Below are 23277 nucleotides of genomic sequence, written 5' to 3' on the forward strand. Positions count from 1 at the left end.
CTTCGGGGTCTACGCCGCCGACGAGGTCGCCCTAGCTCCCGATCCGTTCGACGCCCGGCTCGGCCTGCCCGTCGTGTCATGACGGCCCGCCGGCCGGGAGCGAGGCGGCGCGCATGGTGCGCGCCGCGCTTCGGGGCAGGTGCGACGTCACAACTCGGCGGGCCGGGCGGCGGCTGCCTGGCTGATTGTCAGTCCGCTGGTCCTGTCCTCAGCGCCCCGCGGCCGAGGCCGGCGACCTCGCGTACGGCCTCGGCGACGGCACGGTAGTCCTTGCGCAGGATCGCACCGTGGTTGCTGGGGACCTTCGCGCTGAGCCGGATGTTCGAGCTTCGCTCGAACACCGGATCGAGGTCTGCGCGAATGCGTTCCTGCTCATCGCCCTTGCTCCCGAAGGACACCCCCGAAGCGAGCACATACCGCACCGGGACAGTGATGTTGTCCAGCACGGGGCCCAGCTCGCGCTTGCGGGCGAGCTTCCCGAGCTCGATATTGCTGTTCGCCATCTGTTCGGCGGTCATCCGCGGGGTCAGGCCCGTCGGGCGCAGCAGCCACATCAACCAGCTCATCCGCCTGAACATCCTCAGCATCCGCTGCTGCATTTCCTCAGTGAGCCAGTCCGACGGTTGCGCGCCGTCGACCAGGACCGCTCCCACGGCACGGTCGGGATTGCGGCTGGCCCAGTGCGCCCCGACGAACGCTCCGTAGGACCAGCCCACCACCAGCGCCCGCTCCACACCCCTGGCCGCGAGAACGGCATCGACGTCCCGGACGGCGGCCTCGAAGGAATAGTCCGCCGACGTCTTCGATTTCCTGCCGCGATCCCGCTCGTCATAGGTGATGTGCCGCCACCCCGCCCCCAGGTCGGCGATGACCCGCCGCCAGTATCCCTGAGTGGCGAACTGCCCGTTGAGGTAGACCACCGGGATACCAGGACCGCCGGTGTCGGTGACGGCCAGGGCCGTATCGTCAACCGACACCATGCCGGTCCACGTCGAATCGGTCGGGGAAGTGCTGTCCTTCGTCATGTGTCCCACCTGGTCGCGTGAGGCGTCTTGTACGACTTCTCCAGGCCCGGCACGCGGATCGCCGGTTCCGGAGGTCGTACGCGCGGTCATCGGAGCCTCTCTTCCTCGGCGCGCGCGATGGCGTCGGTCAGCCGCTTCCGCTCACGGGTGGGGACGTAGCCACCCTCCGAGTAGTTCTGGACGAACGCCTCGACGAACTCGACCGGGTCCTCCCCGACGATCTCGCGGATCGGGGTTCCGTCCGCCGCGGCCTGTTCGAACAGGTCAGCGAGGTCTTCGAACATCGACGCATTGCTGTCGCCGTCGTTCGGCACGAATTGCATCAGGTACCGCTCGATCGCATCCACCGCCGTGCGATAGTTCGGCGGAAGTTGTCTCACGCGCGCCTTGTACTCCCGCCATCGCCGCTTGGGGCCGATCACCTTTGCGATGAAGCCGCCTTTTTCGGCATCGGACATGGTTACTTGCCTCCTTCGTGGAGCTGTTCGAGCCGTTCTACGAGGAAGCTCCAGTTCCTCCAGAACTCTTCGAGATATTCCCGTCCCTGAGTGTTGAGGGAATACACCTTGCGCGGCGGCCCCTTCCCGGACGGGACCTTCTCCACGTCGACGAGGCCGCGCTGTTCGATCCTGACCAGCAGCGCGTAGACGGTGCCCTCGGCGATGTCGGAGAAGCCCTGATTTCGCAGCCACGCCGTGATCTCGTAGCCGTACGCGGGCCGGCCGGACAGGATCGCGAGGACGATGCCCTCCAGGACGCCCTTGAGCATCTCCGTCGCCTGCTTGCCCACGGAATACCTCTTCATCTACTAAGTGACGCTGACTACTGGTACATAGTAACAATGAATAGCTCAGATACAAGCCGGGACCACAAGCATGTGAATCATCTGGGGCACCGACACCGCCCACCTACTGCCCAGGCTGATCGCCGGCCGCGAGCGCGGCCCCCTGTTCCTCTCGGAGCACCGGCCCGGCCCACACCGGCAGGCCACCACCGACCCCGAGGACATCTACCCCGAGACAGGCCGCGCCCGCCCGCCTCCCCGACAAGCTGCGCATCCCGATGGGGAACTGCGCTCTTTATGGCACGCGCGAGCAGACCCGCAGCGACCACCTGCGCGAGGTAGCCCGCCACCTGAAGTGGTGGCCGATGAAGGAGCAGCAGGCAAAGGAACTGGAAGGCCTACCTGCTCGCCCGCGCGATGGAGCACGACTCGCCCAGCGCCCTGTTCCGCGTCGGGGGCGATCACCTGCGCAGCTGCTGTGTGATCCGGCCTGGCCCGGTGTGGCTGCTGGAGCGGACTGCTGGCCTTCGAGGGTCTTCTCGCGGATGTAGTTGCGGTCGAGCTGGGCAGCGACGGCGAGCACGGCGAAAATCATCGCTCCCACGCCGTTGGGATCGTAGGTACCGGTGAGCGGGCCGGTGAGGAGTTCGAGCTGAGCGCCGGCGTCCTGGAGCTTGCCGGGAGAGGGTCATCAGCTCGGCGGCGTTGCGGGCAAGGCGCTTGAGTTCGTGGACGGTGAGAATGAAGCGGGCGGTGTGGTACTTCGTCGCGCACTCTCCGCTTCGGATACGGCAGGCACTCCCCGCCGGGGCTTCACATTTCGGACAGCCGTTTCGTTCTACTGCTTTTGCAGCTTGATCGGGCGTCAGATCCACCCCGACGGTCTGTCAGTACTGTCTCGCACAACACATCGGTGTTGAGAGGGTTCTGCCAACGGCGATCTGCGGATTCGTGATCGATCCGGGGTGTTCGCAGAACTCTCGCAACTGGTCATTTGTGAGAGCTCGGGGTGGGGACACATCCTTGTCCCCACCCCGAGCCGGGCGTTCAGGACCGGTGGGTGCGTGGGGTGGCCGGGCGGGGCAGGGAGAACATCAGGGCCCACATGGCCAGCAGGCCGCCGATCACGTACGGCAGCGTTGCGGTGAAGGCATCGACGACGGCGGTGCCGCGGGCGGCCGCGGTGTGGTCATGGGAGAAGAAGACCACCCCAGTGAGCACGACACCCAGGCTGATGCCGAGGTGGGTGGCGGTGTTGAACAGCCCGGAGGCCGATCCGGCGTGCGCGTCGTCGACGCGTCCCAGGGTGAGGTCGGTGAGCGGAGCGCCGATCATGCCCAGTCCAAGACCCAGTGCCAGGGCCGGCAGGGCCATGGCTGCCATCGACAGGTTGGTGCCGTATGTCGTGGCCAGCAGGTGGAACACGGCCAAGGCCAAGGCAGCGAGCAGCGCGCCGGCCTGAGGTGCGCGGCGTTGGTGCCGGGCGACGGCCGACATAGCCAGCCAGGCCCCGCCGATCTCGGCGAGTGTGAGGAAGAGGAAGCCGATCGCCGCCCGCGACGGGCTCAGGCCCAGGCCCTGCTGCATGAAGAGCGTCCAGCACAGAAAGAACAGGCCGGACAGCAGACCGAGGACCAGCTGGGCGGTCATCCCTCCGGAGAACGGCCGTCCGGAGAACAGGGACAGCGCCACCAGCGGGGAGCCGTCCTTGCGGGTCTTGCTCCGCTGCTGGAAGACCAGGCCCACCAGCACGGCCAGACCTGCGGCCATGGCCGTGAACGTCCACCACGGCCAGTGGTGGGCGCCGCCCGCGCTGAGGGGGTAGGCGATCAGCAGCAGCCCGAGCGCGGAGAGGACCATGCCCAGTGGGTCGAGGCGCAGGGCCTGCCTGTTACGGGACTCGGTCAGGTACCTGTGGCCGAGCAGGACCGTGGCGATGCCGAGGGGGACATTGATCAGGAAGATGGAACGCCAGCCGAGGCCGAACAGGTCGGCCTGGGTGAGGACGCCGCCCAGGACGGGCCCGGCGACGCTGCCGACCGACATGACGGTCCCGTACAGGCCGAACGCCTTGGCGCGGGCGCTGCCGGCGAAGGTGACGTGCAGGGTGGCCAGGATCTGCGGGATCATCACCGCTGCCCCGGCGCCCTGCACCACGCGGGCGGCGATCAGCGCGGTGGGGCCGGCGGCGAGGCTGCACAGCAGTGAGGCGGCGGTGAAGACGACGGCGCCCAGCAGGAAGATCCGTTTGCGGCCGTAGAGGTCACCGAGGCGGCCACCGGTGATCAGCCCTAGAGCGAGCGCGAGCCCGTAGGCGGCCTGGATCCACTGCAGACCGGCGGCTGAAGCACCGGTGTCCGCCTGGATGGAGGGCAGGGCGGTGTCGACCACCGATGCGTCCAAGACGGCCATCAGTTCGCCGAGTAGCACCACGGCCAGCATGATCCGGCTGCCAGGGCGCGAAGACGGTCCGGCGGAGATACCACCCGAGCGGGGCGGGAGGGGACAGGTGTCACGAGACACGGAGAGGGGTTCCTGTTCTGAACAGCAGGGACACGGGCAGGCCAAGACCCGTGTACGCCTACTGCGCACAGGAGAATGTCACGGAGCCCAGGCCATCGGGAACACCGTCTTCACAGCGGACAGCACCAACCGCCTGTCAACGCAGGCGGGGTCCGCGGGCAGAGAGCCCGGGAAGAACGGCTACTGGGCCTGGGATATAGGTCATCACCTTTAAGGGCACGCACACGCCCAGACTGGGCGATAGAAGAACTTATCCAGCATAATCGTCCGCCTGCCACTGAGGCGAACGGGCTTGGGTGTAGCTCTTCTGCAGGGACTGGCTGACCTGGGAAATCAAGAGTTGGCCTGCTGCGAAGACGTCGCGTCTCTTACCGTTTCAACCAGGAGCAACGAACCACACCCGATGGAGTTCGACCCCGCCCACGCGGACTGGTCCGCACACATGAAGGACGTGCTGATCGCGGCACGCGACCGGGCCCAGGGCCGCACCGCCTTGACCGGCGCGGAGCTGGCCGAAGTCCACCGCAGATACGCCCGCATCATCGCCTTCGCCAAGGCCGGGCAGCCGCATGCGCTGATCCGGCGGCTCGATGGCCGCCGCGAGGACTACCTGCGCTTCGCGGCCGACTTCGCCGTGCCCTTCACCTCCAACGGTGCCGAGCGGGACCTGCGCATGGTCAAGCCACAGGTGAAGGTCTCGGGCGCTTGGCGCACCCTAACCGGTGCCCGCTACTCCTGCCGGATCCGCTCGTTCATCTACACGGTGAGGAAGCAGGGGCACACGGTGCTGGCCAAGCTCACCGAATTGTTCGCCGGGAATGTCTGGTAATCAGCCACCACGTGAATAGTTACGGCGGTTCAATCCCTGTCCGGAAACAGCAGGACCCCTCAACAGGAGTCGACCAGGACTGTTGGACGCGGGCGGTTGCCGATCCGCCGTGGTTGGGATCGAGGTAAGCAGGTCTGGCAACCGCCCGCAGCTCACAGGGTCAGCCCGACCAGGCCACCAGCGCCAGGTGCGGAGTCTGGCTGATCGCCTTGACCTTCGGCGTGGCCAGGTTGTTGCCCCAGCTCACCGTGACCTTGCCGCTCCCGCCGCAACCCGCGTTGTACCACGTCGGCTTGTTCTTACTGTTGAATCCCAGGACCTTGACACACGCGGTGGTGTTCTGGCCCGACTGCACCTTCCACGAATAGCCCTTCTTAGCGCCGGGGTAGCCCGCGAAGCTGCACCGGCCCTTGACGGCCGGGCTCCACTTGCCCGGGTAGCCCACGACGCGGCCGCCGCAGTTGGCCGCCTTTGCTGATTGCGCGCTGGCCTGGACTTCTACGGGCTCTGCGGCAGAAGCGGTGCCAGCCGAGGCGCCCGCCAGGCCTCCGGCCAGGGCGGTAGCCATCAGGGCACCGGTGAACAGTCGGCGAATACGCATGGGTTGTCGCCTCTCCTGGGAATGGGTGATCCGTTCGAACGGATCTATCCCATCAGGGCCGGTTATCGCCTGGTTATCGCCGGAATCCGACGACCCACTGTGAGAACGCGAATCGACGCCCGGCCCTAAGGGGCGTAAACGTGTCCGACCTGCGCCGCCGATCGAGCTAGAACAAGCTTGGGTGTGGTTCGTTTCGAGGGAGGGTGTGATCAGGCCGACAGGGCGTACTCCTCCGGGCCACTGTTCCCATAGAGGCGTTCGTGCTCTCGCGCGAGGTGGTATCGCCGGTACGCGTCGAAATCGCCGTTGGCGCGCACCGCGCGGAGCTTGAGGACGGCTTCGGCTCCCTCCAGGCCCCACCGAGCCCCGGTGATGTCGAGCCGGTCACCGATCAGATGCCGACACGCCCCCTCGATCACCCCGGTCGCGATCGGCCAGCCCGCCTTCACAGCCCGGTCATAGACCAACACCTCCTCGTGGCCGCGCAGGTAACGCACGCACCGGTCCGCACCGCCCCGCTCAGGGGCGTCCAGCCCCTCGGCTCGATCCGCGATAGGGACAGCCACCCCCGCCGAGCCCCCGGCCAGCACCGCCATCCCCAGCCGGTGCGCGTCCGCACGACGCAACGCGATCAGATCACGGTCGTCATCGTCGAGGAAGAAGAACCGCTCCAGCTCCGGGCGCGTGGGCACCTCGGTGAACGTCCCGTACGCCTCGGCGTGCTCATCAGTCAGAAACTCCACCGGCACGAGCCGGACCGTAGCCAGCACCGACGCCTGCTCGGCGGGCTTTCCACGAATCCCAGCGGAGCCTCCAGCTGGTGTGCTAGGCGACCATGATCGTTCTCACCGGGATTTCCTGTACCTCAACCACTCACACCCGGCCTCGGGCAGCGCGGCGCCACCAGCATGGACGGGAATGGCGGAATTTGCTTAGTTAGGCTAGCTAAGCATAGTATCGCCGCCGTGCGCTCTCAACCTCACGACATCGCCCACGACCTCTCGCGGATCCTGCGCGACCTGGTCACTCTCATCCGCCGTGCCACCGACCCCAGCCTCCTGTCGGCCCCCCAGGTCAGCATCCTCAGCTCCCTGGAACACGGCCCGCGACGCATCACCGCTCTGGCCGGTGAACACGGTGTGCGCACCCCCACCATGACCACCCACATCACGCGGCTGCAGGCCACGGGCGCCGTCGACCGCGGCACCGATGACGCCGACGGACGCGCCGTCGTCGTCGAGCTCACCGACCATGGCCGCCACCTCCTCGCGACCGCCCGGCAGGCCCGCATCGACCACCTCGCGGCCCGCCTCAGTCACCTCACCGAGGACGAGCGCTCCGCGATCGCCGCCGCTCTGCCCCATCTCGCCAAGCTCACCGCCACACCGGCCCCGGATGTCCTGCCCCCCGCTGCCCGAACCCCTCAGGAAGATCAGGAAAACCAGGAGAACTGACGCACGATGACCGTCACCGAACCCACTGCTTTATCCACCCCATCCCGCCGCCGCAGCCCTTGGCACCAGCCGATGTCCGTTTACGCCACCGCCTTCGCCGCTGTCGTCGCCTTCATGGGCATCGGTCTGGTCGACCCGATCCTGCCCTCCATCGCCGAGGGGCTCCACGCCTCCGCGAGCCAGGTGTCCCTGCTGTTCACCAGCTACTTCCTGGTCACTGCCCTCGCGATGCTCATCACCGGCTTCATCTCCAGCCGTATCGGCGGCAAGGCCACCCTGCTGCTCGGCTTGGCCATCGTCGTCGTCTTCGCCGCCCTCTCCGGTAGCTCCGGCTCCGTCGCTGAGCTCATCGGCTTCCGAGCGGGCTGGGGGCTGGGCAACGCGCTGTTCATCGCCACCGCCCTGGCCGTGATCGTGGGTTCGGCCTCCGGTGGCATGGAGGCCGCCATCGTCCTCTACGAGGCCGCTCTCGGTGTCGGCATCGCCTCCGGCCCACTACTGGGGGCCGTCCTCGGCGACTGGCACTGGCGCGCCCCGTTCTTCGGCACCGCCACCCTTATGGCGGTCGGCTTCATCCTCATCGCCACGCTGCTCACCGCACCCGCTCGTCCCGCTACCAAGACCCGACTGAGCGACCCTCTGCGCGCCCTGGCCCACGGCGGGCTGTCCACCACCGCCGTCACCGCGCTCTTCTACAACTTCGCGTTCTTCACCATTCTCGCCTTCACTCCCTTCGTTCTGGGCATGTCGCCCTACGGCATCGGCGCGGTCTTCTTCGCCTGGGGTGTCCTCGTCGCCGTCTCCTCGGTGGTCGTCGCCCCGCGACTGCACCATCGCATCGGCGCCGTGCCCACGCTGCACACCGCACTCGGACTTCTCCTGCTCCTGCAGGCTGCCATCGCCGTCGCCCTGCTCGCCGACGTTCACCCGGTCCTCATCGTGCTGGTGATCGCCACGGGAATCCCCATCGGCCTGAACAACACCGTGTTCACCGAGGCCGCGATGGAGGTCTCCGACGCGCCACGGCCTGTGGCCTCCGCCGGCTACAACTTCGTCCGCTGGCTGGGCGGGGCCTGCGCCCCGTTCGTCGCCACCAAGCTCGGTGAGGACATCAGCCCGGTGTACCCCTACGCCCTGGGCGCTGCCTGCTGCCTGGTGGCCGTGGTCATCCTGCTGCTGCGCCGCCACCATCTCGCGGCGCTGCGTGCGGTCTAACGCGCGCTTCCCGGGCGGCGCTCGCCGATCGTCGGCGTCGGCTGCCGCGCACTCACGCGCGGGATGTCATCGCTGGTCACACGTTTGATGGCCGGGGGTGGGCCAGCTGGCCCACCCCCGGCCATCCACTTTCCAGTGGGCATGGTGGGTGATTTGTCCGTTTTTCTGGGTGGGGTCGGGAAAAATCGAGGCCACAGAATCGCCATGAACGGCACAACAGAGTGACCTGAAGGTAAGGACACGCCCGCCGGGGTCCAAATGATCTCCGTTCGACTCAGCGGCTCGATCTCGTTTTCTCCCATCGCGGCACCGCGCTGAATAACGTTGCAACGCTTCTCCGCCCCCCTGCGGCGCCATCCCACCGCTTTTAGTCCTGGCTTCCGATAAGGCCCGCTTATCGGAAGCCAGGAATCCCGTGCCTTCGGGCTTGATTCCGTGTGCTCAGAGCTTTATTACGTTACTTATTAACGTAATATACAAACGAAACGATTGGAGGGGCACCTGAGGGCGTAAGAGTGCTGAGACCCCGGTCCGACCCGGAACATCCGGGCCAGCAGGCCGGCCCTGGGCTTCTCGTGCTACGTCCCCGCGCGTCAGCGGGTGCCGATTTCTCACTCGTGTCAGTGAAGGGGCACGTTGCCGGCCTGCGGGACCCCAGTGGCCGGTGCCCGGTAGCGGTCCGGGGTTGAGGAACATCGGAACGGAACCCCGCTCTAAGCGTTTCGCGCCTGCTCGTAGCTTCTGGGGGCATGCCAGTTGAGTTCCTCACCGACGAGCAAGCGGCCCGCTATGGCCGCTACGCCGAACCGCCCTCGCGTGCGCACCTGGACCGCTTCTTCCATCTCGGTGACGCCGACTGGGAGCTGATCGCGCCCAAGCGGCGCGAGGCCAACCGCCTCGGCTTCGCCGTGCAGCTCTGCACGGCGCGTTCTCTGGGCACCTTCCTCACCGACCCCAGTGAGGTCCCCGAGAACGCGGTCGTCTACCTCGCCGAACAGCTCGGTATCGCTGACCCTGGCTGCCTGGCCGACTACGCCGCCCGTGAACAGACCCGTCTTGACCACGCCGAAGAGATCCGCGACGCATGCCGATCCGAGGACTTCGCGACCAAGCAAGCCGAGCTTCGGGCGTGGATGGAAGCCCAGGTATGGACCGCCGCCGACGGCCCCAAGGCACTCTTCGACGGCGCGGTGTCCTGGTTACTCCGCCACGCGGTGCTCCTTCCGGGGGTGACGACCCTGGCCCGGTTGGTCGCGCGGGTGCGCCAGGAGGTGACCGAGAGGTTGTGGACGCAACTGTGCACCCTGCTCACCCCCGGCCAGCAGGCCGGTCTGGGGCCCTGCTCGCCGTTCCCGACGGGGCACGGACCTCCAACCTGGAGCGGCTGCGCCGCGGGCCCACCCGCCGCTCGGGCCAGGAGATGGTGCGCGCCCTGGACCGAGTCGCTGAAATCTTCGGCCTGGGACTGGGCGGCCTCGACCTGTCGGGCTTCCCTGCGCGGCGCGTCACCGAAATGGCCCGCTATGGGCTGGCGGGCAAAGCCCCTCTCCTGCGGCGCCACGACGACCCACGTTGGTTGGCCACGCTGCTGGCCACGGTCGTGCACCTCCAATCCCGCGCCGTCGACGACGCCTTGGAGCTGCTGGACCTGCTGATGACCACCAAGTTGCTGGCCCAGGCCGAGCGCGAGTCGGTTTAGGAGAAGGTGAAGCGGCTGCCGCGTCTGAACTCCGAGTCGGCCAAGCTGGCGGCGGCCGTAGGTGCGCTGTTCGAGGCCACCCCGGGCCCCGGAGACGAGGTCGATGCCACCGCGGTCAACCTCGCCCAGGTGTGGGAGCGCATTGAGCGTCTGGTCCCGCGCGCCGATCTGGCTGCGGCGCTGCGTGCGCTGGAAGCGATGCGCCGCCTGCCCGAGTTGATCGGCCGCAAGAAGATCCGCGCCCGCGAGGTCGACACCTCGCTGGTGACCGGCTCCTGGCACAAGCTGGTGTTCGCCGAGGGGCCTGATGTGGTGCACAAGGCCTGGCACGAGGCCGTCACCGAAGCTGCCTCCGGGCAGGTGGAGCGCATCCCCTATGAGCTGTGCGAGGCCCTGCGCCGCCGGGAGATCTACGTCCAGGGCGCCAGCCGCTGGCGCGACCCCGACACCGACCTGCCCGGCGACTTCGCCGAGAACCGGGACGTGCACTACGCGGCGTTGAACAAGCCGGTGGAGCCGAACGCGTTCGTGGAGGGGGTGCGCACCCGGATGCGCGCCGCGTTGGACCGGCTGGATGGGGCGATCGCGAAGGGCACCTGCGGCGGGGTGCGGGTGGTGACCCGCAAGGGCCAGCCCTGGATCAGCGTCCCGAAGCTGGAGGCGTTGCCCGAGCCCCAGAACCTGCGTGCGCTCAAGGGCGAGGTGCTCAAGCGGTGGGGGACCCTGGACCTGCTCGACATCCTCAAGGACTCCGCGCTGCTGACCGGGTTCTGTGAGGAGTTCTCCTCGGTGGCTACCCGCAAGGCCGTCCCCAAGGCGGCGCTGCACCGGCGCCTGTTGCTATGCCTGTTCGCGCTCGGGACGAACATGGGCATCAAGCAGATGGTCGCCACCGGTGAGCACGGCGAGGACGAGGGGGCGCTGCGCCGCACGAGGGCCTCGCACATCACCCGCGACAACCTGCGCCGGGCCATCGCCCGAGTGGTGAACGAGACCTTCGCCGCCCGGGACGCCCAGTGGTGGGGCACCGCGACCACCACCGCCTCGGACTCCAAGCGGTTCGGGTCCTGGGAGTCGAACCTGATGACGGAGTTCCACGCCCGCTACGGCGGGCACGGGGTGATGATCTACTGGCACGTCGACAAGGGCCGGGCGTGCATCTACTCCCAGCTCAAGTCGTGCTCGTCCTCGGAGGTCGCGGCCATGATCGAAGGGGTGCTGCGCCACTGCACCGACGCCGAGGTCGAGGCGAACTACACCGACACCCACGGCGCCTCGATCGTGGGGTTCGCGTTCACCGAGCTGCTCGGGTTCAAGCTGCTGCCCCGGTTGAGGAACATCGGCGCGGTGCGCCTGTACAGCCCCGGCACCGGCCCCGCCACCTGGCCCAGGTTGGAGCGGGTGGTCAAGAACCGGCCCATCGACTGGGCGCTGATCGAGCGCAACTACGACCAGATGGTCGCCTACGCCACCGCCCTGCGCCTGGGCACGGCCGACACCGAGCAGGTGCTGCGCCGCTTCACCAAAGGGGGCGGCCCCAAGAACCCCGTCTACCAGGCCTTGGAGGAACTCGGCCGGGCGGTGCGCACCATCTTCGCCTGCGACTACCTGGCCGACGAAGCGCTGCGCCGGGAGATCCACGGCGGCCTGGAGGTGGTGGAGAACTGGAACGGCGCCAACGACACCTTCTTCTACGGCAAGGAGGGTGTGCTCACCGGCGCCGACCGCGAGCACGCCGAGATCTCCATGCTCGCTCTGCACCTGCTCCAGTCCTGCCTGGTCCACGTCAACACCCTGCTCCTACAACGGGTACTGGAGGACCCCGCCTGGGCGGGACGGCTCACACCTGAGGACCGGCGCGGGCTGAACCCGCTGTTTTGGACCCACGTCAACCCCTACGGCCGGTTCGTGCTGGACATGGACAGCCGCCTGGATCTGGCCGTTTGAGGAACCCCAACGAAAGGACCGAGGCGATGCACCCCTGGCGCTACGCCGTGAACCTGGCCGCAACCGAGACCGAACGCAAGGAGGTGGCCGAGCTGTTCAGTTCGATCCGATCAAGAATGGACTGCCCGTCCGGGACCGGAGGGGTCTCTGGAGCTTGCGCATCAATCGCACCTCGGAACGATCGGACAGCGTTGCCGCGGTTGAACCCAGTATGTTGCTCCGCATGACCAAGACCGAGATCGAGATCACCGCGGGTCTCATCCGCGACCTGCTGCGGGACCAGCATCCGGATCTGGCCGAGCTGCCCCTGCGCGAGGTGGAGGGCGGCTGGGGCAACCAGATGTGGCGCCTCGGGGACGAGCTGGCCGTGCGGATCCAGCGCATGGACACCGACCCCGGCCCTCAGCTCAAGGAGCGCCGGTGGCTGCCGCTGCTCGCCCCACGCCTGCCGCTGCCCATCCCCGTCCCGGTGCGGAGCGGTGCCCCCTCCGAGCGTTTCCCCAAGATATGGACGGTCATGACGTGGGTGCCGGGCCTGCCGCTGGACCGAGGGTCCCTCACCCGCGGCGAGCACGCGGCCGACACCCTTGCGGCGTTCCTCCGAGCGCTGCATGTGCCAGCGCCCGCCGACGCACCGGTTGCTACGGGCCGTGGCGCGCACCCCAAGGATCACACGGACGGCTTCGAGCAGTTCTTCGACTCCCTCGACGCTGACGCGATCGGCTCCGACGCCTCCGACGTCCGGGCCGTCTGGGACGACGCCGTCGCGGCCCCCGCATGGGAAGGTCCGCCGGTGTGGGTGCACGGCGACCTGCATCCCGCGAACGTCGTCGTCGCCAACGGGACATTGGCGGGCGTTGTCGACTTCGGCGATCTGTTCGTCGGCGACCCGGCGTCGGACCTGGCGGCCGCCTGGGTACTGCTGCCGGCGGGCGCGGCCGCACGCTTCTTCGCCGCCTACGCGGCGGCTGACGAGGCAACGGTCCGGCGCGCTCGCGGGCTGGCCGCGCTGAAGAGCCTCTTCCTGATGCTGATGGGACAGAACGGGGACCGCGGCCTGCCCGGCGGTAAACCGGCGTGGGGTCCGGCGGGACGGGCAGCGCTCGACCGGGTCCTGAGCGAGGGGTGGGAACCGAACGCCAGAAAGGGGCCGTGGCGGTTGTTCCCGCTGGTCGGTGGAAAGACAACGTCCTTGGTGGACCTTCGGTGTTCGCATCAGACGCGAAGGCTTCGCGTCTGATGCGAACACGATCCGGCTGTCGAGGCGACTGGACAGCCGGCATGGCCGGTCCCGCGTGCCAGGCCGCGAGCGTCAGGACCAGGCCCCAGCCTCGTTTGTCATCCGCACCTCGTCCTCGACGGACACCCGGTAGTACGCCCTACTTCGGTGCCTGGAAGCCGCCGATCTTCTGCTCGAGCAGTTCGGCCAGCCGCAGCGGGGTGCGGTCCTCGAACATCGGACCGATGAGCTGCACTCCCACCGGCAGACCCTCGGAGGGTCGGCCCGCTGGTATCGCGGTGGCGGGCAGGCCAGGCATGGTGGCCAGACCGGCCCAGACAAGCTGGTCGAAGTACGTGTACTCGACGCCATCGATGTCGATCTGGCGTTCCAACAGATCGGGGTTGTGGTCGTGCGGGAACGCGGGAGTCGGCGTGATCGGGCACACCACGGCGTCGAACTCGGCGAAGAGCTGCCGCCAGCCGTGACGGTGGAGCTCGCGATGGTTGTTCGCCTCGATCCAGTCGCGGTGGCTGAACACCATCCCGCGCAGCCGCGCCGCGTCGAGACTCTGGTCGTCCGCGCTCAGTCCGGCGGCGCGGGTCCGCATCTGCTCGTACGCTTCGACGGGAAAACGCGCAACGGAGCCCGAGAACAGCAACTGCGTGTAGAGCGTCGCGGCTTCGGCCAGGTCGGGCAGCAGCGGACTGCGCCGTTCGACGTGGGCGCCGCCGTCGACAAGTGCGTCGGCCACCCGGTTCACGCTGGCCCGCACAGCGGACCCGGTCGGAATGAGCGGATGCTCGTCGACGACCAAGACCCGGAAGTCGCCGAGCCGCTCGTGACGTGCGGGCGGCAGCGTCAGGTCGTGCGCCTTGCCGAGCGTCAGTGGGTCCGGTCCGGCCATGACGTCGAGCAGGAGCGTGAGGTCGCGGGCGGTGCGCGCCATTGGACCGACGACGGCGAGGTCGAGGTCGACCGGCAATGGCGGTGCCGGCGGCGCGACCATGCCGCGGGTTGCCGCCAGTCCGAGTGTCGGTTTGTGCGCATAGATGCCGCAGAAATGCGCGGGGGTGCGCAGCGAACCGGCGAGGTCGGAGCCGATGGACAGCGCGCAGAATCCGGACGCCAGGGCCGCCGCTGATCCGCCGGAGGACCCGCCCGACGTGCGAGCATGATCCCACGGATTGTTAGTGGTGCCGTAGATCTCGTTGAAGCTCTGGATATCTTGCAGCCCCAAGGGCACATTGGTCTTACCCAGCACCACCGCGCCCGCGGCCTTGAGCCGCGACACCTGTACCGCGTCCTCGGCCGGCACATAGTCCCGGTGTTGCGGCATGCCCCAGGTCGTGGGCAGCCCAGCCATGTTGTAGGACTCTTTGACCGTCACCGGGATACCGAGCAGCGGCCGGACCTCGCCGCGGGCGCGCGCCTGGTCGGCACCGCGCGCGGCGGCCCGCGCACGGTCGAAGTCCGGCACACAGATCGCGTTGATCACCTTGTCGTCGCGCTCGATACGGGCAATCGCCTCGTCGGTCAGTTCCGCCGAGGTCACTTCACCGGCACGCAAGGCAGCCGCGAGTTCTTCTGCAGTCTGAAAGTTCCACTCCATGAATCCGACCGTACTGAGCTCTGGCAGAGGTCATAAAATGCCGATTCGCACAACGGGATAGATGTCTCAACTCATCATGTTGCTCTCCGGCCACAGAAAATTCGCCCGACCGCTGGCCATGGCGAGGCGCGGCGGTCTGGCACACCTACGGAGATGGTCACGACGGCGGCGCCCCAGCGCCCCGATCGATGGCGATATGACACGGGCGCCCACCCCAACCAACGATTGCCGCGCACCGTGATTGTCATAAATGAACGGTTGTGAGAGGACCGCGAGAACCCCCAACCGTGCCCTATTTCCCCCGGTGATCGGTCGCAAAAGTCCTCTCTAAACCCGCACGTTGTGCGAGAGGGTTCTGAGGAGCTTCCGGCATGGAACTGACACCCGAGCAGGCCGCCAGCGCGGTCGAACGCCACGACTGCCCCAACTGCGCCGCACCCGCAGCGGCAAGACCGCCGCGAAGTACCACACCCCGCGCTTCGTCCTGGTGCCCGCGCTACGCGAGAACCTCGACGTGCCGGTTCCCGCCGACCGTCTCCCGGGGCGCACCTGGGCACCGGGGCCCGAGCTGACCGTCGTCCCCGCCGCCGGCGAGCAGCAGCCCGTGCGCATCGGCTACGCCCGCACCTCCACCGCCCGCCAGGAGCTGGCCAGCCAGCTTGAGGCCCTGCGCCAGGCCCAGTGCCACAAGATCTTCTCCGAGCAGATCAGCACCCGCATCAAGGTGCGCCCCGAGCTGGAGAAGGCGCTCGCCCTGGCCCGCCAGTTCACCGAGGCCGCACCCCACACGCCGGCCATCCTCACCGTGCACGAACTCAAACGCCTGGCCCGCGACGCCGCCGAGCGGATGACGCTCTCCAGCCAGCTCCAGGCCGCCGGGATCCGGCTCGAACTGCTCACCGGGTCGCTGACCGGGATCTACGATCCCAACGGCAGGGGCTCGATGCTGTTCGCGGTGCTGGCCGTGGCCGCGCAGCTCGACCGCGACTACATCCGCGACAAGCCCCTGGAAGGCCAGCAGGCGGCCGCGGCCAAGGTCATCGACGAGGACATGCTCACCTGCGCCATCGCGCTGAACGACAAGGGCGTGCCCGTGCCCGAGATCGCCAAGAAGCTCACCATCAAGACCGGCAAGAACGCGGGCACGTCCCCCTCGGTCGCCTCGCTGTACCGGGCCCTGGCCGAAGCCGGGGACCAGGAAGCCGACGACGGCCTGCCGGTCCGGCCCAAACCCGTGCGCATCCGGCGGCCTGGTGATCCGCTCCCGCCCGAACGGGCCGAACTTCACCAGCGCCTTGAGGACCAGGTCCTCCGCCCCACCAACCCAGAGGCGGATTAGCCGTCAGGGCAGGTCGCATTGCCTTGGACCAGCGGCTGAACCCTTAGCGCGGGTTTTCGTTCCGATGTTCCTCAACCCCGCGGTCGCCGGCAGCGCAGCAAGGCCTCCAGCAGACGATGGCCCGCAGCCACGTTGATACGGATAGCGAGACGACCACGCCCCCTCGCCTCACCCGTCAGTGGAACGCGGTCACACGTCCCAGGTGACCGGGAGGCTCTTCACCCCGTAGATGTCCGCGGTCTCCGGGCGCAGGCCGACCTCTTCAGCCGGCACGGCCAGGCGCAGCGTGGGGAAGCGGTTGACCAGCGCGGGGAACGCGACCCGCATCTCGACGCGGGCCAGCTGGTGACCCAGGCAATGGTGGATGCCGTGGCCGAAGGCCAGGTGCCCGTCGGCCTTCCTGCGGAGGTCGAGCACGTGGGGATCAGCGAAGCGCTCAGGGTCGCGGTTGGCGGTGCTGTACGACACGATGACCGCCGTGCCGGCCTCGATGGTCTGGCCGCCCAGCTCGACGTCCTCCAGCGCCGTCCTCATGAACGTCTTGGCGACGCTCAGATACCTCAGCAGCTCATCCACGGCCTGGTCGGCGAGCTCGGGATCGGCGCGCAGCGCGGCCAGCTGCGCCGGGTTGCGCAGCAGCGCGAAGGTGCCCAGCGCCAGCATGTTCGCGGTGGTGTCGAGCCCGGCCACCAGCAGAACCAGGCCGATCCCCCTCAGCTCCTCATCGGTCAGATCGCTGTCGGTGAGGTCGCTGAGCACGTCGTCGGTGGGGTTCGCGCGTTTGGCGGCCACCAGCTCCGCGAGGTAGTCCTGGATCGCGGTGTAGGCCGCTATCTGGTCCTCGTCGCTTGTCTCCCCGCTGTGGAACGACGTGGCCTGCTTCTGGAAGGAGCCCCGGTCCTGGTACGGCACCCCCAGCAGCTCACAGATCATGATGGCGGGGATGGGAGCGGCGAACGCGGTCACCAGGTCCGCCGGCGGCCCGGCCTTCTCCATGGCGTCCAGATGGTCGGCGGTGATCTGCTCGACGCGCTCGGTGAGCAGCCGCATCCGCCGTGCGGTGAACTTTCCCGCCAGCGGTTTCCGATAGCGGCCGTGCTGTGGCTCGTCCATGAGCACGAACTCGCCGGGCGGCGCCGGATGGACCTCCATGCCGGTGGTGTCGATGTACGGGTGGAGCATCAGCTCCCTGCGCGAGCTGAACCGCGAGTCGGCCAGGACCGACCTGGCCAGGTCGTATCCGGTGATCAGCCAGCCGGGTTTTCCCCCGGGGAAGGTGTAGCGGCTGATGGGGCCGTGCCGGCGGGCGTCGATCAGCTCTGCCGGCGGGTCGAAGGGACAGCCGGGCCGACGCGCCGTCGGCATCGTCGTGACGGTGTGGAGGGATTCACCCATGACCATTCCTCACATCGCGATAGTACGTGTTTGGCATAATTAAAAAGCTACGTTGCATTCAGAATGGCGTCAATCAATCGAAATGCGTTTGCCCAGGTGGATAGCGCAAAATTGATGCAATGACGCTGATCTCGAATGCAATACTGCGTTGCAATGAATGGCGGCGAAGACAATACTGACGGCATGCCAGGAGGACGGTTGACCCAGCAGGACCGCCAGCGCATCGCGGCCGGACTCGCCGACGGGCTCTCCTACGCTGAGATCGCCAGGCGGCTCGACCGGCCGACCTCAACGATCAGCCGGGAGGTCGGACGCAACGGCGGCCCCGGCGGCTACCAGCCCCAGCGGGCACACCGGGCGACGGCCCAGCGGGCGCGGCGCGGCACACCGGCGCCCCCGCGCGCGACCACACCAACGGACGGTATGACGGAAGAGGAGATCGAGAAGTTCGTCGAGATGGCGGTCAGGACGGGGCTGCCGAGGATGACGGCGCGCGTCCACCTCGACCTGCTGCTGTCCGAGGACGGCAGGCGCACCGCGGCCGAACTGACCCGCAGGCTGAAGGTCAGCCCCGCCTCCGTCTCCGTGGCCGTGAACTACCTGGTCCAGCACGGCTACGTCCGGCGCGAGCGCGATTCGCGGCGGCGTCGCGACATCTATGTGGTCGACGACGACGCCTGGTACCACGCGGTCGTGCTCAGCGCGCGGCACCTACTCGAGTCGGCGCAGGCCGCGATGGCGGGGGCGGAGACGTTCGGGCTCGACAGCCCGGTGGGGCAGCGGATGACCAAGGTAGGGGCGTACCTGGAGCGGGTCAGCCTGGACACGAGGGAGTCGGCCGACCGTTAGCGCGCCCTCCTAGAGTGATGGGTCCCAGCCGAACCATCTTGGGAGCTGGCAGACCAGTTCCTGCTGTTCGTGACCGACTCACGCCATGTGGCCGCCCACCCGCGAAGGACGGCCGACTCCCCGAACTCCCCCATCCCCGAGGAACCGATCGAGCTTCCCGCACCCTGACAGAGAACCGACGTTGAATACCCGACCCGCTGACATCCACCAGGGCCACCGACAACCACCGAGGCATAACAATGCCCCGTGACCTGAATTCCCAGGTTACGGGGCATTTTTCACGCTTAATAAGGTGTGGCTAGGGGCGGGACCGGAAAGTCCTGCAGGGGATGGTGACGAAGGCACCGGCGCCCTACAACCCGGGATGGTCGTTCCACATGGACGCCGCCACCAATGCGCCCAGGAGCCGCGACACGGTGTATCTGTTCCACGGCGGCTCCTGGCTCGGCTACCACACCACCGAAGAGTAGGTGACCGGTGCCGCGAATTGCCCGAGGAGGTGCGGCGTCTGCGCTACGCCGAGTCCCTGCTCGACCAGCGCGATCCGCTGGGCGCGCTCATCCTGCTGGCACCGCTGCGCGACTCCCACGGGTCCGATCCCAGCGTTGCGATGTTGGCGGCGCGCGCCTACTACCACTCCGCCCAGCTCAACGCCGCCCCGCCGAACACTGGAGCCGTTGGTCGCCGACAGGCCGAACGACTCCTACGCCCGGCTGCTCCTCGGCCGTACGCTGCAGCGGCAGAGCCGCGACGCGGAGGCCGCGCGCCACATGAAGATCGCCGGTGCCATGACGCCGGAGTTCGCATGAACGGCATACGAATGTCGTCGTGGATCGCAGACTCGCCTGCGATCCACGACGACGGTTGACACAGGCGCGCACCCCCCATGTACGCCTCAGGGCACCTGGTTTTCGCCCGAAGGGTCAGCCGCGGAGGAACTCGGCGACGGGCTCGGTCTGTCCGAGGATCGCGTGTCCGACCTCGGGCAGGAGGTTCACCGTCGCGTGCGGGACGCACTGGCGCACGCGACGCGCGGTCTCATGGGAGTCGAACATGGCGTCGCGGCCGCCGACGATTACCAGCACGGGCATGGTCAGGCCGCGCAGCGCCTCGTCGGGGAACACGGGCAGCCGCTCAGTGCGCGGGTTGAAATGCATGAAGGTGGCCACCACGGAATCGAGGACCGGCCCGGACTCCGGCGACTCCAGCCCCGTGGCGGCTCGCGCCGAATGACGCAGACCCCAGCGGCCGAACGGGCGCAGGAGCAGCGCCTTGACTATCCACCCCGTTGTCTGCCGCCCCAGGCCACCGGGGCAAAGCACAGCCAGACGCGTCACCCGCTCCGGCCGGCGGACGGCGTAGTCCACGGCCACCCAGCCGCCGAGGGAGGTCGCGACGATCGCGGCGCTGGTGATCCCGAGACCGTCCAGCACGTCGTCCAGCCACAGCGCGAGGGCGTCGGAGTTCAGAGGCGGACGCGACGGCGCGCTCAAGCCCGGCTCACCGATGAGGTCAACGGCGTAGGTCCGGAATTTCCGCGACCAGGAGGGGATGTCGTCCCGCCACATCGTCGTGTTGGCCCCTGAGCCGTGCAGCAACAGCACCGGCGGCGCGTTTCGAGGTCCGGAAGCGACGACGAAGGTCTCCCCTTCGCGGGTCGGCAGGCGCAAGTGCTCGGCGGGGACCGGCCAGGTGTCAAGGGCCTCCCGGTACAGCCGTTGGATCTCGCGCCCACCCGCCTCGGACTTGTAGATCGTGCTCACGACGCGAGCACCGCCTCGACGTAGCTGAGCAGCTGGGCGGTGTCGCCCGGGCTGCCCAGGACAATGACCTTCATACGCGCCCTTTCCTCGTCGTAGGCCGTCTCGATCCGCAGCGCCTCCCCACCGGCGCGACGGTTGGCCGCCGAGGCCGTCAGGAGCGTGGTCAGGCGGCTCGCGGTCTCGGGCGAAACCGCGTCGATCTCCACGATGGACGAAACCTCGGCGTGCCGCTCGGGCGGGACGGTGTCGCCCTGCGGTTCCACCACGGCGCGTCCGGTGAACGCTTCCAGATCCTCGTGCGTGATCCGGTACTGCTTGCCGATGCGGACCGCATTGAGCCGCCCGTCGCGGACGTAGTTGCGGACGGTGCGCACATGCAGGCCCAGGTGCTCGGCCACCTCGTCTACAGAGTAGAGACGTTTGTTCATATCGTTACCTTAGCTTCCTTCATTGGAGGAAGAAAGAGTAATTTTGAGGAAAATAGGGAGTCTTGGTGCGGCCGGTCAGAGCGATGGGTGCCAGATGACGCGCGAAGCGCCCGCAGCCGACGCAGGCTCGCCTTGTCCGGCGAAACGTCCGAGGCACGACCGGCCGGGATGCGTGCGGATGGACCGATGACTGATTAGGTTCGGATGCAGGAATGCCAGTCGATGGTCCGCGCCCGCCGCTGGGCTGCGGGGCCACGGCGGCGAGACACGCGTCGGGAACGGCTCTGAGCGAGACGCGTCCCGATAGGAGGGACGTTTCAATGGCTATCTGCAATACCTGCGGAAACGACTACTGGATGGCCTTCAAGGTCACGACGGTGAGCGGGGACCAGTACACCTTCGACTGCTTCGAATGCGCCATCCAGCGGCTGGCCCCGACATGCGAGCGCTGCGCCTCGCGCATCATCGGCCACGGCGTCGAGGTGGAAGGGCGATTCTTCTGCGGCGCGCACTGCGCCCGGGAGGGAGCGTCCGGCCTCGGCCAGCAGATCCGCGACTCCGTCGGTGCCCACCCGTAGACCTCATCAGCGCGAACGGCCGAACCATCACACCGAAATCCGATAATCCCGCGAAAAACATGGAGAGCGGCCAGGAGAAGGCCGACAACGCCGACCACTCATGCGGTGGGCGCGGGTCGTCTCCTGGCCGCACTCGGCCGCCACGCTGTCCTGGACCTGCACGTACACCGGAGACACCTGACCCCGAGCCTGCGGCTGAGACAACTGGGTGCGGAACCGACGAGCGATCCCGGGCGAGCGCCGCGGGTGATGCGGATCCGTCCTTTCACCCAGACTGACGCGCTGACCTTCGCGGACTGTTCAGCAGCGCAGGCGCGGCCGCTTCGTGTGCCTCGCTTTGGGGCACGCGGAGTCCGATATGTCCTTACGGCATGCCCTTGCCATGGGGGCGGTTGGGAGAAGGCAGACCGTCAGCGCTCGGGTCGATGATCGGCATGAGGCCAGCACCCGGGCATGGGCAAGGACACTGCCGCGCGCATCCAAATAGGCCGGTCCGGACCGACCGCCAGCTACCCGTTGCCCGAGCCCAGGTCGTCATTCTCAAAGTGACGCACATCCAGGGTGGAGACACCGGAAGAGAATCCGGCGGCACTCATGCTTTCCCTGGTCATGGGGTCTTGGTAAGAAGGGGGTCGGCGGTGAGCGGGGAAGAGGTCGCGTATGGGTAAGCACACTGAGATGGACACGGTTGCCGCGGCGCAGCACCTGCGCGACCTCGCGTGGCTGCGCCGCGCCCGCGACAGGATCGACCGGGAGTACGCGCAGCCACTGGACGTCGAGGCGCTCGCCCGCGGCGTGAACATGTCGGCTGGGCACTTCAGCCGCCAGTTCCGGCGCGCCTATGGCGAGTCGCCGTACTCCTATCTGATGACGCGGCGCATCGAGCGCGCGATGGCGCTGCTGCGTCGTGGCGATCTCAGCGTCACCGAGGTCTGCTTCGCGGTCGGCTGCTCGTCGCTCGGCACATTCAGCAGTCGCTTCACCGAGCTGGTCGGTATTCCGCCCAGCGCCTATCGACGCCAGGAGGCGCGCGCGATAGCCGGGATGCCGTCCTGCGTGGCGAAACAGGTGACCAGACCGGTCAGGAATCGAGAAGCGCCGGCCCCGAGCCGGTACCTAGCATGATCGCCATGGACATCACCATTCACGCAAGTTTCCTCCCGCACGACGACCCGGACGCCTCCCTGGCCTTCTACCGGGACACCCTCGGCTTCGAGGTCAGAAACGACGTCGGACGCGGCAAGATGCGCTGGATCACGGTCGGCCCCGCCGACCAACCCGACACGTCCATCGTCCTGGACCCGCCGACCGCCGACCCCGGCATCACCGACGACGAGCGGCGCACCATCGCCGAGATGATGGCCAAGGGCACCTACGCCATGCTTCTCCTGGCCACCGCCGACCTCGACAGCACATTCGCGCGGCTGCAGGCCAGCGACGCCGAGATCGTCCAGGAGCCGACCGAGCAGCCGTACGGAGTCCGCGACTGCGCCGTCCGCGACCCTGCGGGTAACCTGATCCGTATCCAGGAGCTGCGCTGAACCGCCCGGCGATCGCAGCAGCCATGACCTGCACAGGCAGCACTGCAACGGAGCCCGTACGCGACGCCGGTGGCGGCCGCCTGACGGCTTCCGTCACCGATCCCGATGGCAACGTCCCCCAACTGCTTCACGACCGAGAAGTGCCGCCGCCCGCTCCCGCGCTCAGCGTCGTCGCGACACCCAGCATCGGCTCACCTGCGATAAGGAGGCCCGGGTGCCAGTGCCGCGGCGGACGGTGCGCCGTACCTGGATCCGCATCTCCCCGCGTCGCATCCAGGCGCGGCGCGAGGTGAACGAGATGCCCGACCGAGAGCTGACGCGTGCCGGCGGCTGGCTGGTCTGACGTCTCGACTGGACGCGCCGCGTGGCAGGGGTCCAGAGGCTGCGCGGGCAGAATCGACGCAGATTCCGTGGTTCCTGCACCGAGCGCGCCCCGGCCAGCGCCACCCGTGCCGACACCGCCGATAGCGGCCCGC

At 68.0% G+C, this 23277-nt stretch carries 25 protein-coding genes and 1 pseudogene; 14 read left to right on the forward strand and 12 right to left on the reverse strand.

Annotated elements, in window-relative coordinates; all coding sequences use genetic code 11:
- Window positions 1-188 precede the first annotated feature (188 nt).
- The 5 genes from CDO52_RS15780 to CDO52_RS15800 form a co-directional block, all read right to left on the reverse strand.
- Window positions 189-1025 (reverse strand): alpha/beta fold hydrolase, encoded by an 837-nt coding sequence (locus CDO52_RS15780; RefSeq protein ID WP_017621785.1) that lies wholly within the window; start codon window positions 1023-1025, stop codon window positions 189-191.
- Between the two features lie 86 nt (window positions 1026-1111).
- On the reverse strand, window positions 1112-1483 hold the full coding sequence (locus CDO52_RS15785) for a DUF1048 domain-containing protein (RefSeq protein WP_017621784.1): 372 nt from the start codon (window positions 1481-1483) through the stop codon (window positions 1112-1114).
- Between the two features lie 2 nt (window positions 1484-1485).
- Window positions 1486-1830 (reverse strand): PadR family transcriptional regulator, encoded by a 345-nt coding sequence (locus tag CDO52_RS15790; protein WP_198345738.1) that lies wholly within the window; start codon window positions 1828-1830, stop codon window positions 1486-1488.
- A gap of 440 nt (window positions 1831-2270) precedes the next feature.
- Window positions 2271-2684, reverse strand: a complete 414-nt coding sequence (locus tag CDO52_RS29680) for a zinc finger domain-containing protein (RefSeq protein ID WP_449406719.1) — start codon at window positions 2682-2684, stop codon at window positions 2271-2273.
- Between the two features lie 172 nt (window positions 2685-2856).
- Complete coding sequence (locus CDO52_RS15800) at window positions 2857-4251, reverse strand: MFS transporter (RefSeq protein ID WP_017621782.1); 1395 nt, start codon at window positions 4249-4251, stop codon at window positions 2857-2859.
- Window positions 4252-4735: 484 nt separating this feature from the next.
- Here CDO52_RS15800 and CDO52_RS15805 point away from each other — a divergent pair, with 484 nt between their 5' ends.
- Complete coding sequence (locus CDO52_RS15805) at window positions 4736-5161, forward strand: IS66 family transposase (RefSeq protein WP_017621781.1); 426 nt, start codon at window positions 4736-4738, stop codon at window positions 5159-5161.
- A 160-nt stretch (window positions 5162-5321) separates the two neighbouring features.
- Here the strand turns inward: CDO52_RS15805 and CDO52_RS15810 are convergent, their stop codons facing one another.
- Both CDO52_RS15810 and CDO52_RS29515 read right to left on the reverse strand, forming a co-directional pair.
- Window positions 5322-5762 (reverse strand): hypothetical protein, encoded by a 441-nt coding sequence (locus CDO52_RS15810; RefSeq protein ID WP_017621780.1) that lies wholly within the window; start codon window positions 5760-5762, stop codon window positions 5322-5324.
- A gap of 209 nt (window positions 5763-5971) precedes the next feature.
- A complete protein-coding gene (locus CDO52_RS29515; protein WP_086003485.1) occupies window positions 5972-6511 on the reverse strand; it encodes a DUF4158 domain-containing protein in 540 nt (179 codons plus the stop codon).
- A 216-nt stretch (window positions 6512-6727) separates the two neighbouring features.
- On the opposite strand from CDO52_RS29515, the gene CDO52_RS15825 reads away from it, so the two are divergent.
- The 5 genes and pseudogenes from CDO52_RS15825 to CDO52_RS15845 all read left to right on the forward strand — a co-directional run bounded on the left by CDO52_RS15825 (window position 6728) and on the right by CDO52_RS15845 (window position 13317).
- Window positions 6728-7216, forward strand: a complete 489-nt coding sequence (locus tag CDO52_RS15825; RefSeq protein ID WP_017621778.1) for a MarR family winged helix-turn-helix transcriptional regulator — start codon at window positions 6728-6730, stop codon at window positions 7214-7216.
- A 72-nt stretch (window positions 7217-7288) separates the two neighbouring features.
- Window positions 7289-8431 carry an MFS transporter gene (locus CDO52_RS15830; RefSeq protein ID WP_094932488.1) on the forward strand — a complete coding sequence of 381 codons (1143 nt, stop codon included), beginning with the start codon at window positions 7289-7291 and terminating at the stop codon, window positions 8429-8431.
- Between the two features lie 749 nt (window positions 8432-9180).
- The gene (locus tag CDO52_RS15835) at window positions 9181-10086 is read left to right on the forward strand and encodes a DUF4158 domain-containing protein (protein WP_086003484.1); all 906 of its coding nucleotides are present in this window, start codon (window positions 9181-9183) and stop codon (window positions 10084-10086) included.
- A gap of 353 nt (window positions 10087-10439) precedes the next feature.
- Window positions 10440-12077 (forward strand): annotated as a pseudogene (locus CDO52_RS15840) (transposase); the annotation flags it as partial.
- Between the two features lie 223 nt (window positions 12078-12300).
- The gene (locus CDO52_RS15845) at window positions 12301-13317 is read left to right on the forward strand and encodes a phosphotransferase (protein WP_232524206.1); all 1017 of its coding nucleotides are present in this window, start codon (window positions 12301-12303) and stop codon (window positions 13315-13317) included.
- Between the two features lie 139 nt (window positions 13318-13456).
- Here the strand turns inward: CDO52_RS15845 and CDO52_RS15850 are convergent, their stop codons facing one another.
- Window positions 13457-14908 (reverse strand): amidase, encoded by a 1452-nt coding sequence (locus CDO52_RS15850; protein WP_026126420.1) that lies wholly within the window; start codon window positions 14906-14908, stop codon window positions 13457-13459.
- A 340-nt stretch (window positions 14909-15248) separates the two neighbouring features.
- Here CDO52_RS15850 and CDO52_RS15855 point away from each other — a divergent pair, with 340 nt between their 5' ends.
- Window positions 15249-16247 (forward strand): recombinase family protein, encoded by a 999-nt coding sequence (locus CDO52_RS15855; RefSeq protein WP_198345739.1) that lies wholly within the window; start codon window positions 15249-15251, stop codon window positions 16245-16247.
- A 189-nt stretch (window positions 16248-16436) separates the two neighbouring features.
- Here the strand turns inward: CDO52_RS15855 and CDO52_RS15860 are convergent, their stop codons facing one another.
- The gene (locus tag CDO52_RS15860) at window positions 16437-17642 is read right to left on the reverse strand and encodes a cytochrome P450 (protein ID WP_017621770.1); all 1206 of its coding nucleotides are present in this window, start codon (window positions 17640-17642) and stop codon (window positions 16437-16439) included.
- A gap of 198 nt (window positions 17643-17840) precedes the next feature.
- Here CDO52_RS15860 and CDO52_RS15865 point away from each other — a divergent pair, with 198 nt between their 5' ends.
- Window positions 17841-18491: a GbsR/MarR family transcriptional regulator gene (locus CDO52_RS15865; protein WP_017621769.1), complete on the forward strand. Its 651-nt coding sequence runs from the start codon at window positions 17841-17843 to the stop codon at window positions 18489-18491.
- A gap of 329 nt (window positions 18492-18820) precedes the next feature.
- Window positions 18821-18961 (forward strand): hypothetical protein, encoded by a 141-nt coding sequence (locus tag CDO52_RS27540; protein WP_017621768.1) that lies wholly within the window; start codon window positions 18821-18823, stop codon window positions 18959-18961.
- Here CDO52_RS27540 and CDO52_RS29260 read toward each other — a convergent pair.
- A complete protein-coding gene (locus tag CDO52_RS29260; RefSeq protein ID WP_157745592.1) occupies window positions 18940-19080 on the reverse strand; it encodes a hypothetical protein in 141 nt (46 codons plus the stop codon). The two genes, CDO52_RS27540 and CDO52_RS29260, sit on opposite strands and share 22 nt — an antisense overlap.
- Before the next feature lie 88 nt (window positions 19081-19168).
- On the opposite strand from CDO52_RS29260, the gene CDO52_RS29265 reads away from it, so the two are divergent.
- Window positions 19169-19300 carry a hypothetical protein gene (locus CDO52_RS29265; protein ID WP_017621767.1) on the forward strand — a complete coding sequence of 44 codons (132 nt, stop codon included), beginning with the start codon at window positions 19169-19171 and terminating at the stop codon, window positions 19298-19300.
- A gap of 114 nt (window positions 19301-19414) precedes the next feature.
- On the opposite strand, the gene CDO52_RS15870 is transcribed toward CDO52_RS29265, so the two are convergent.
- On the reverse strand, window positions 19415-20254 hold the full coding sequence (locus CDO52_RS15870; protein WP_017621766.1) for an alpha/beta fold hydrolase: 840 nt from the start codon (window positions 20252-20254) through the stop codon (window positions 19415-19417).
- Window positions 20251-20682 carry a helix-turn-helix domain-containing protein gene (locus CDO52_RS15875; protein ID WP_017621765.1) on the reverse strand — a complete coding sequence of 144 codons (432 nt, stop codon included), beginning with the start codon at window positions 20680-20682 and terminating at the stop codon, window positions 20251-20253. Before CDO52_RS15875 ends, CDO52_RS15870 begins: the two co-directional genes overlap by 4 nt.
- Before the next feature lie 320 nt (window positions 20683-21002).
- Here CDO52_RS15875 and CDO52_RS15880 point away from each other — a divergent pair, with 320 nt between their 5' ends.
- The 4 genes from CDO52_RS15880 (at window position 21003) to CDO52_RS29115 (ending at window position 23144) form a co-directional block, all read left to right on the forward strand.
- Window positions 21003-21260 (forward strand): hypothetical protein, encoded by a 258-nt coding sequence (locus tag CDO52_RS15880; RefSeq protein WP_017621764.1) that lies wholly within the window; start codon window positions 21003-21005, stop codon window positions 21258-21260.
- A 678-nt stretch (window positions 21261-21938) separates the two neighbouring features.
- Window positions 21939-22385, forward strand: a complete 447-nt coding sequence (locus CDO52_RS15885) for a helix-turn-helix transcriptional regulator (RefSeq protein WP_026126418.1) — start codon at window positions 21939-21941, stop codon at window positions 22383-22385.
- 5 nt (window positions 22386-22390) lie between these two features.
- Window positions 22391-22801 (forward strand): VOC family protein, encoded by a 411-nt coding sequence (locus CDO52_RS15890; RefSeq protein WP_026126417.1) that lies wholly within the window; start codon window positions 22391-22393, stop codon window positions 22799-22801.
- A gap of 214 nt (window positions 22802-23015) precedes the next feature.
- On the forward strand, window positions 23016-23144 hold the full coding sequence (locus tag CDO52_RS29115; protein ID WP_269769145.1) for a hypothetical protein: 129 nt from the start codon (window positions 23016-23018) through the stop codon (window positions 23142-23144).
- The last annotated feature ends 133 nt before the right edge of the window (window positions 23145-23277 follow it).

Source organism: Nocardiopsis gilva YIM 90087 (genome assembly GCF_002263495.1).
Lineage (GTDB): Bacteria > Actinomycetota > Actinomycetes > Streptosporangiales > Streptosporangiaceae > Nocardiopsis_C > Nocardiopsis_C gilva.

Excerpts from the sequence above, each read along its gene's own strand:
- CDO52_RS15850 (WP_026126420.1), bottom strand. The coding sequence starts at position 14,908 with ATGGAGTGGAACTTTCAGACTGCAGAAGAACTCGCGGCTGCCTTGCGT.
- CDO52_RS15835 (WP_086003484.1), top strand. The coding sequence starts at position 9,181 with ATGCCAGTTGAGTTCCTCACCGACGAGCAAGCGGCCCGCTATGGCCGC.
- CDO52_RS15790 (WP_198345738.1), bottom strand. The coding sequence starts at position 1,830 with ATGAAGAGGTATTCCGTGGGCAAGCAGGCGACGGAGATGCTCAAGGGC.
- CDO52_RS15885 (WP_026126418.1), top strand. The coding sequence starts at position 21,939 with ATGGACACGGTTGCCGCGGCGCAGCACCTGCGCGACCTCGCGTGGCTG.
- CDO52_RS15810 (WP_017621780.1), bottom strand. The coding sequence starts at position 5,762 with ATGCGTATTCGCCGACTGTTCACCGGTGCCCTGATGGCTACCGCCCTG.
- CDO52_RS15780 (WP_017621785.1), bottom strand. The coding sequence starts at position 1,025 with ATGACGAAGGACAGCACTTCCCCGACCGATTCGACGTGGACCGGCATG.
- CDO52_RS15880 (WP_017621764.1), top strand. The coding sequence starts at position 21,003 with ATGGCTATCTGCAATACCTGCGGAAACGACTACTGGATGGCCTTCAAG.
- CDO52_RS15875 (WP_017621765.1), bottom strand. The coding sequence starts at position 20,682 with ATGAACAAACGTCTCTACTCTGTAGACGAGGTGGCCGAGCACCTGGGC.
- CDO52_RS15800 (WP_017621782.1), bottom strand. The coding sequence starts at position 4,251 with ATGCTGGCCGTGGTGCTACTCGGCGAACTGATGGCCGTCTTGGACGCA.
- CDO52_RS15805 (WP_017621781.1), top strand. The coding sequence starts at position 4,736 with ATGGAGTTCGACCCCGCCCACGCGGACTGGTCCGCACACATGAAGGAC.
- CDO52_RS15845 (WP_232524206.1), top strand. The coding sequence starts at position 12,301 with ATGACCAAGACCGAGATCGAGATCACCGCGGGTCTCATCCGCGACCTG.
- CDO52_RS15785 (WP_017621784.1), bottom strand. The coding sequence starts at position 1,483 with ATGTCCGATGCCGAAAAAGGCGGCTTCATCGCAAAGGTGATCGGCCCC.
- CDO52_RS15890 (WP_026126417.1), top strand. The coding sequence starts at position 22,391 with ATGGACATCACCATTCACGCAAGTTTCCTCCCGCACGACGACCCGGAC.
- CDO52_RS15830 (WP_094932488.1), top strand. The coding sequence starts at position 7,289 with ATGTCCGTTTACGCCACCGCCTTCGCCGCTGTCGTCGCCTTCATGGGC.
- CDO52_RS15860 (WP_017621770.1), bottom strand. The coding sequence starts at position 17,642 with ATGGGTGAATCCCTCCACACCGTCACGACGATGCCGACGGCGCGTCGG.
- CDO52_RS27540 (WP_017621768.1), top strand. The coding sequence starts at position 18,821 with ATGGTGACGAAGGCACCGGCGCCCTACAACCCGGGATGGTCGTTCCAC.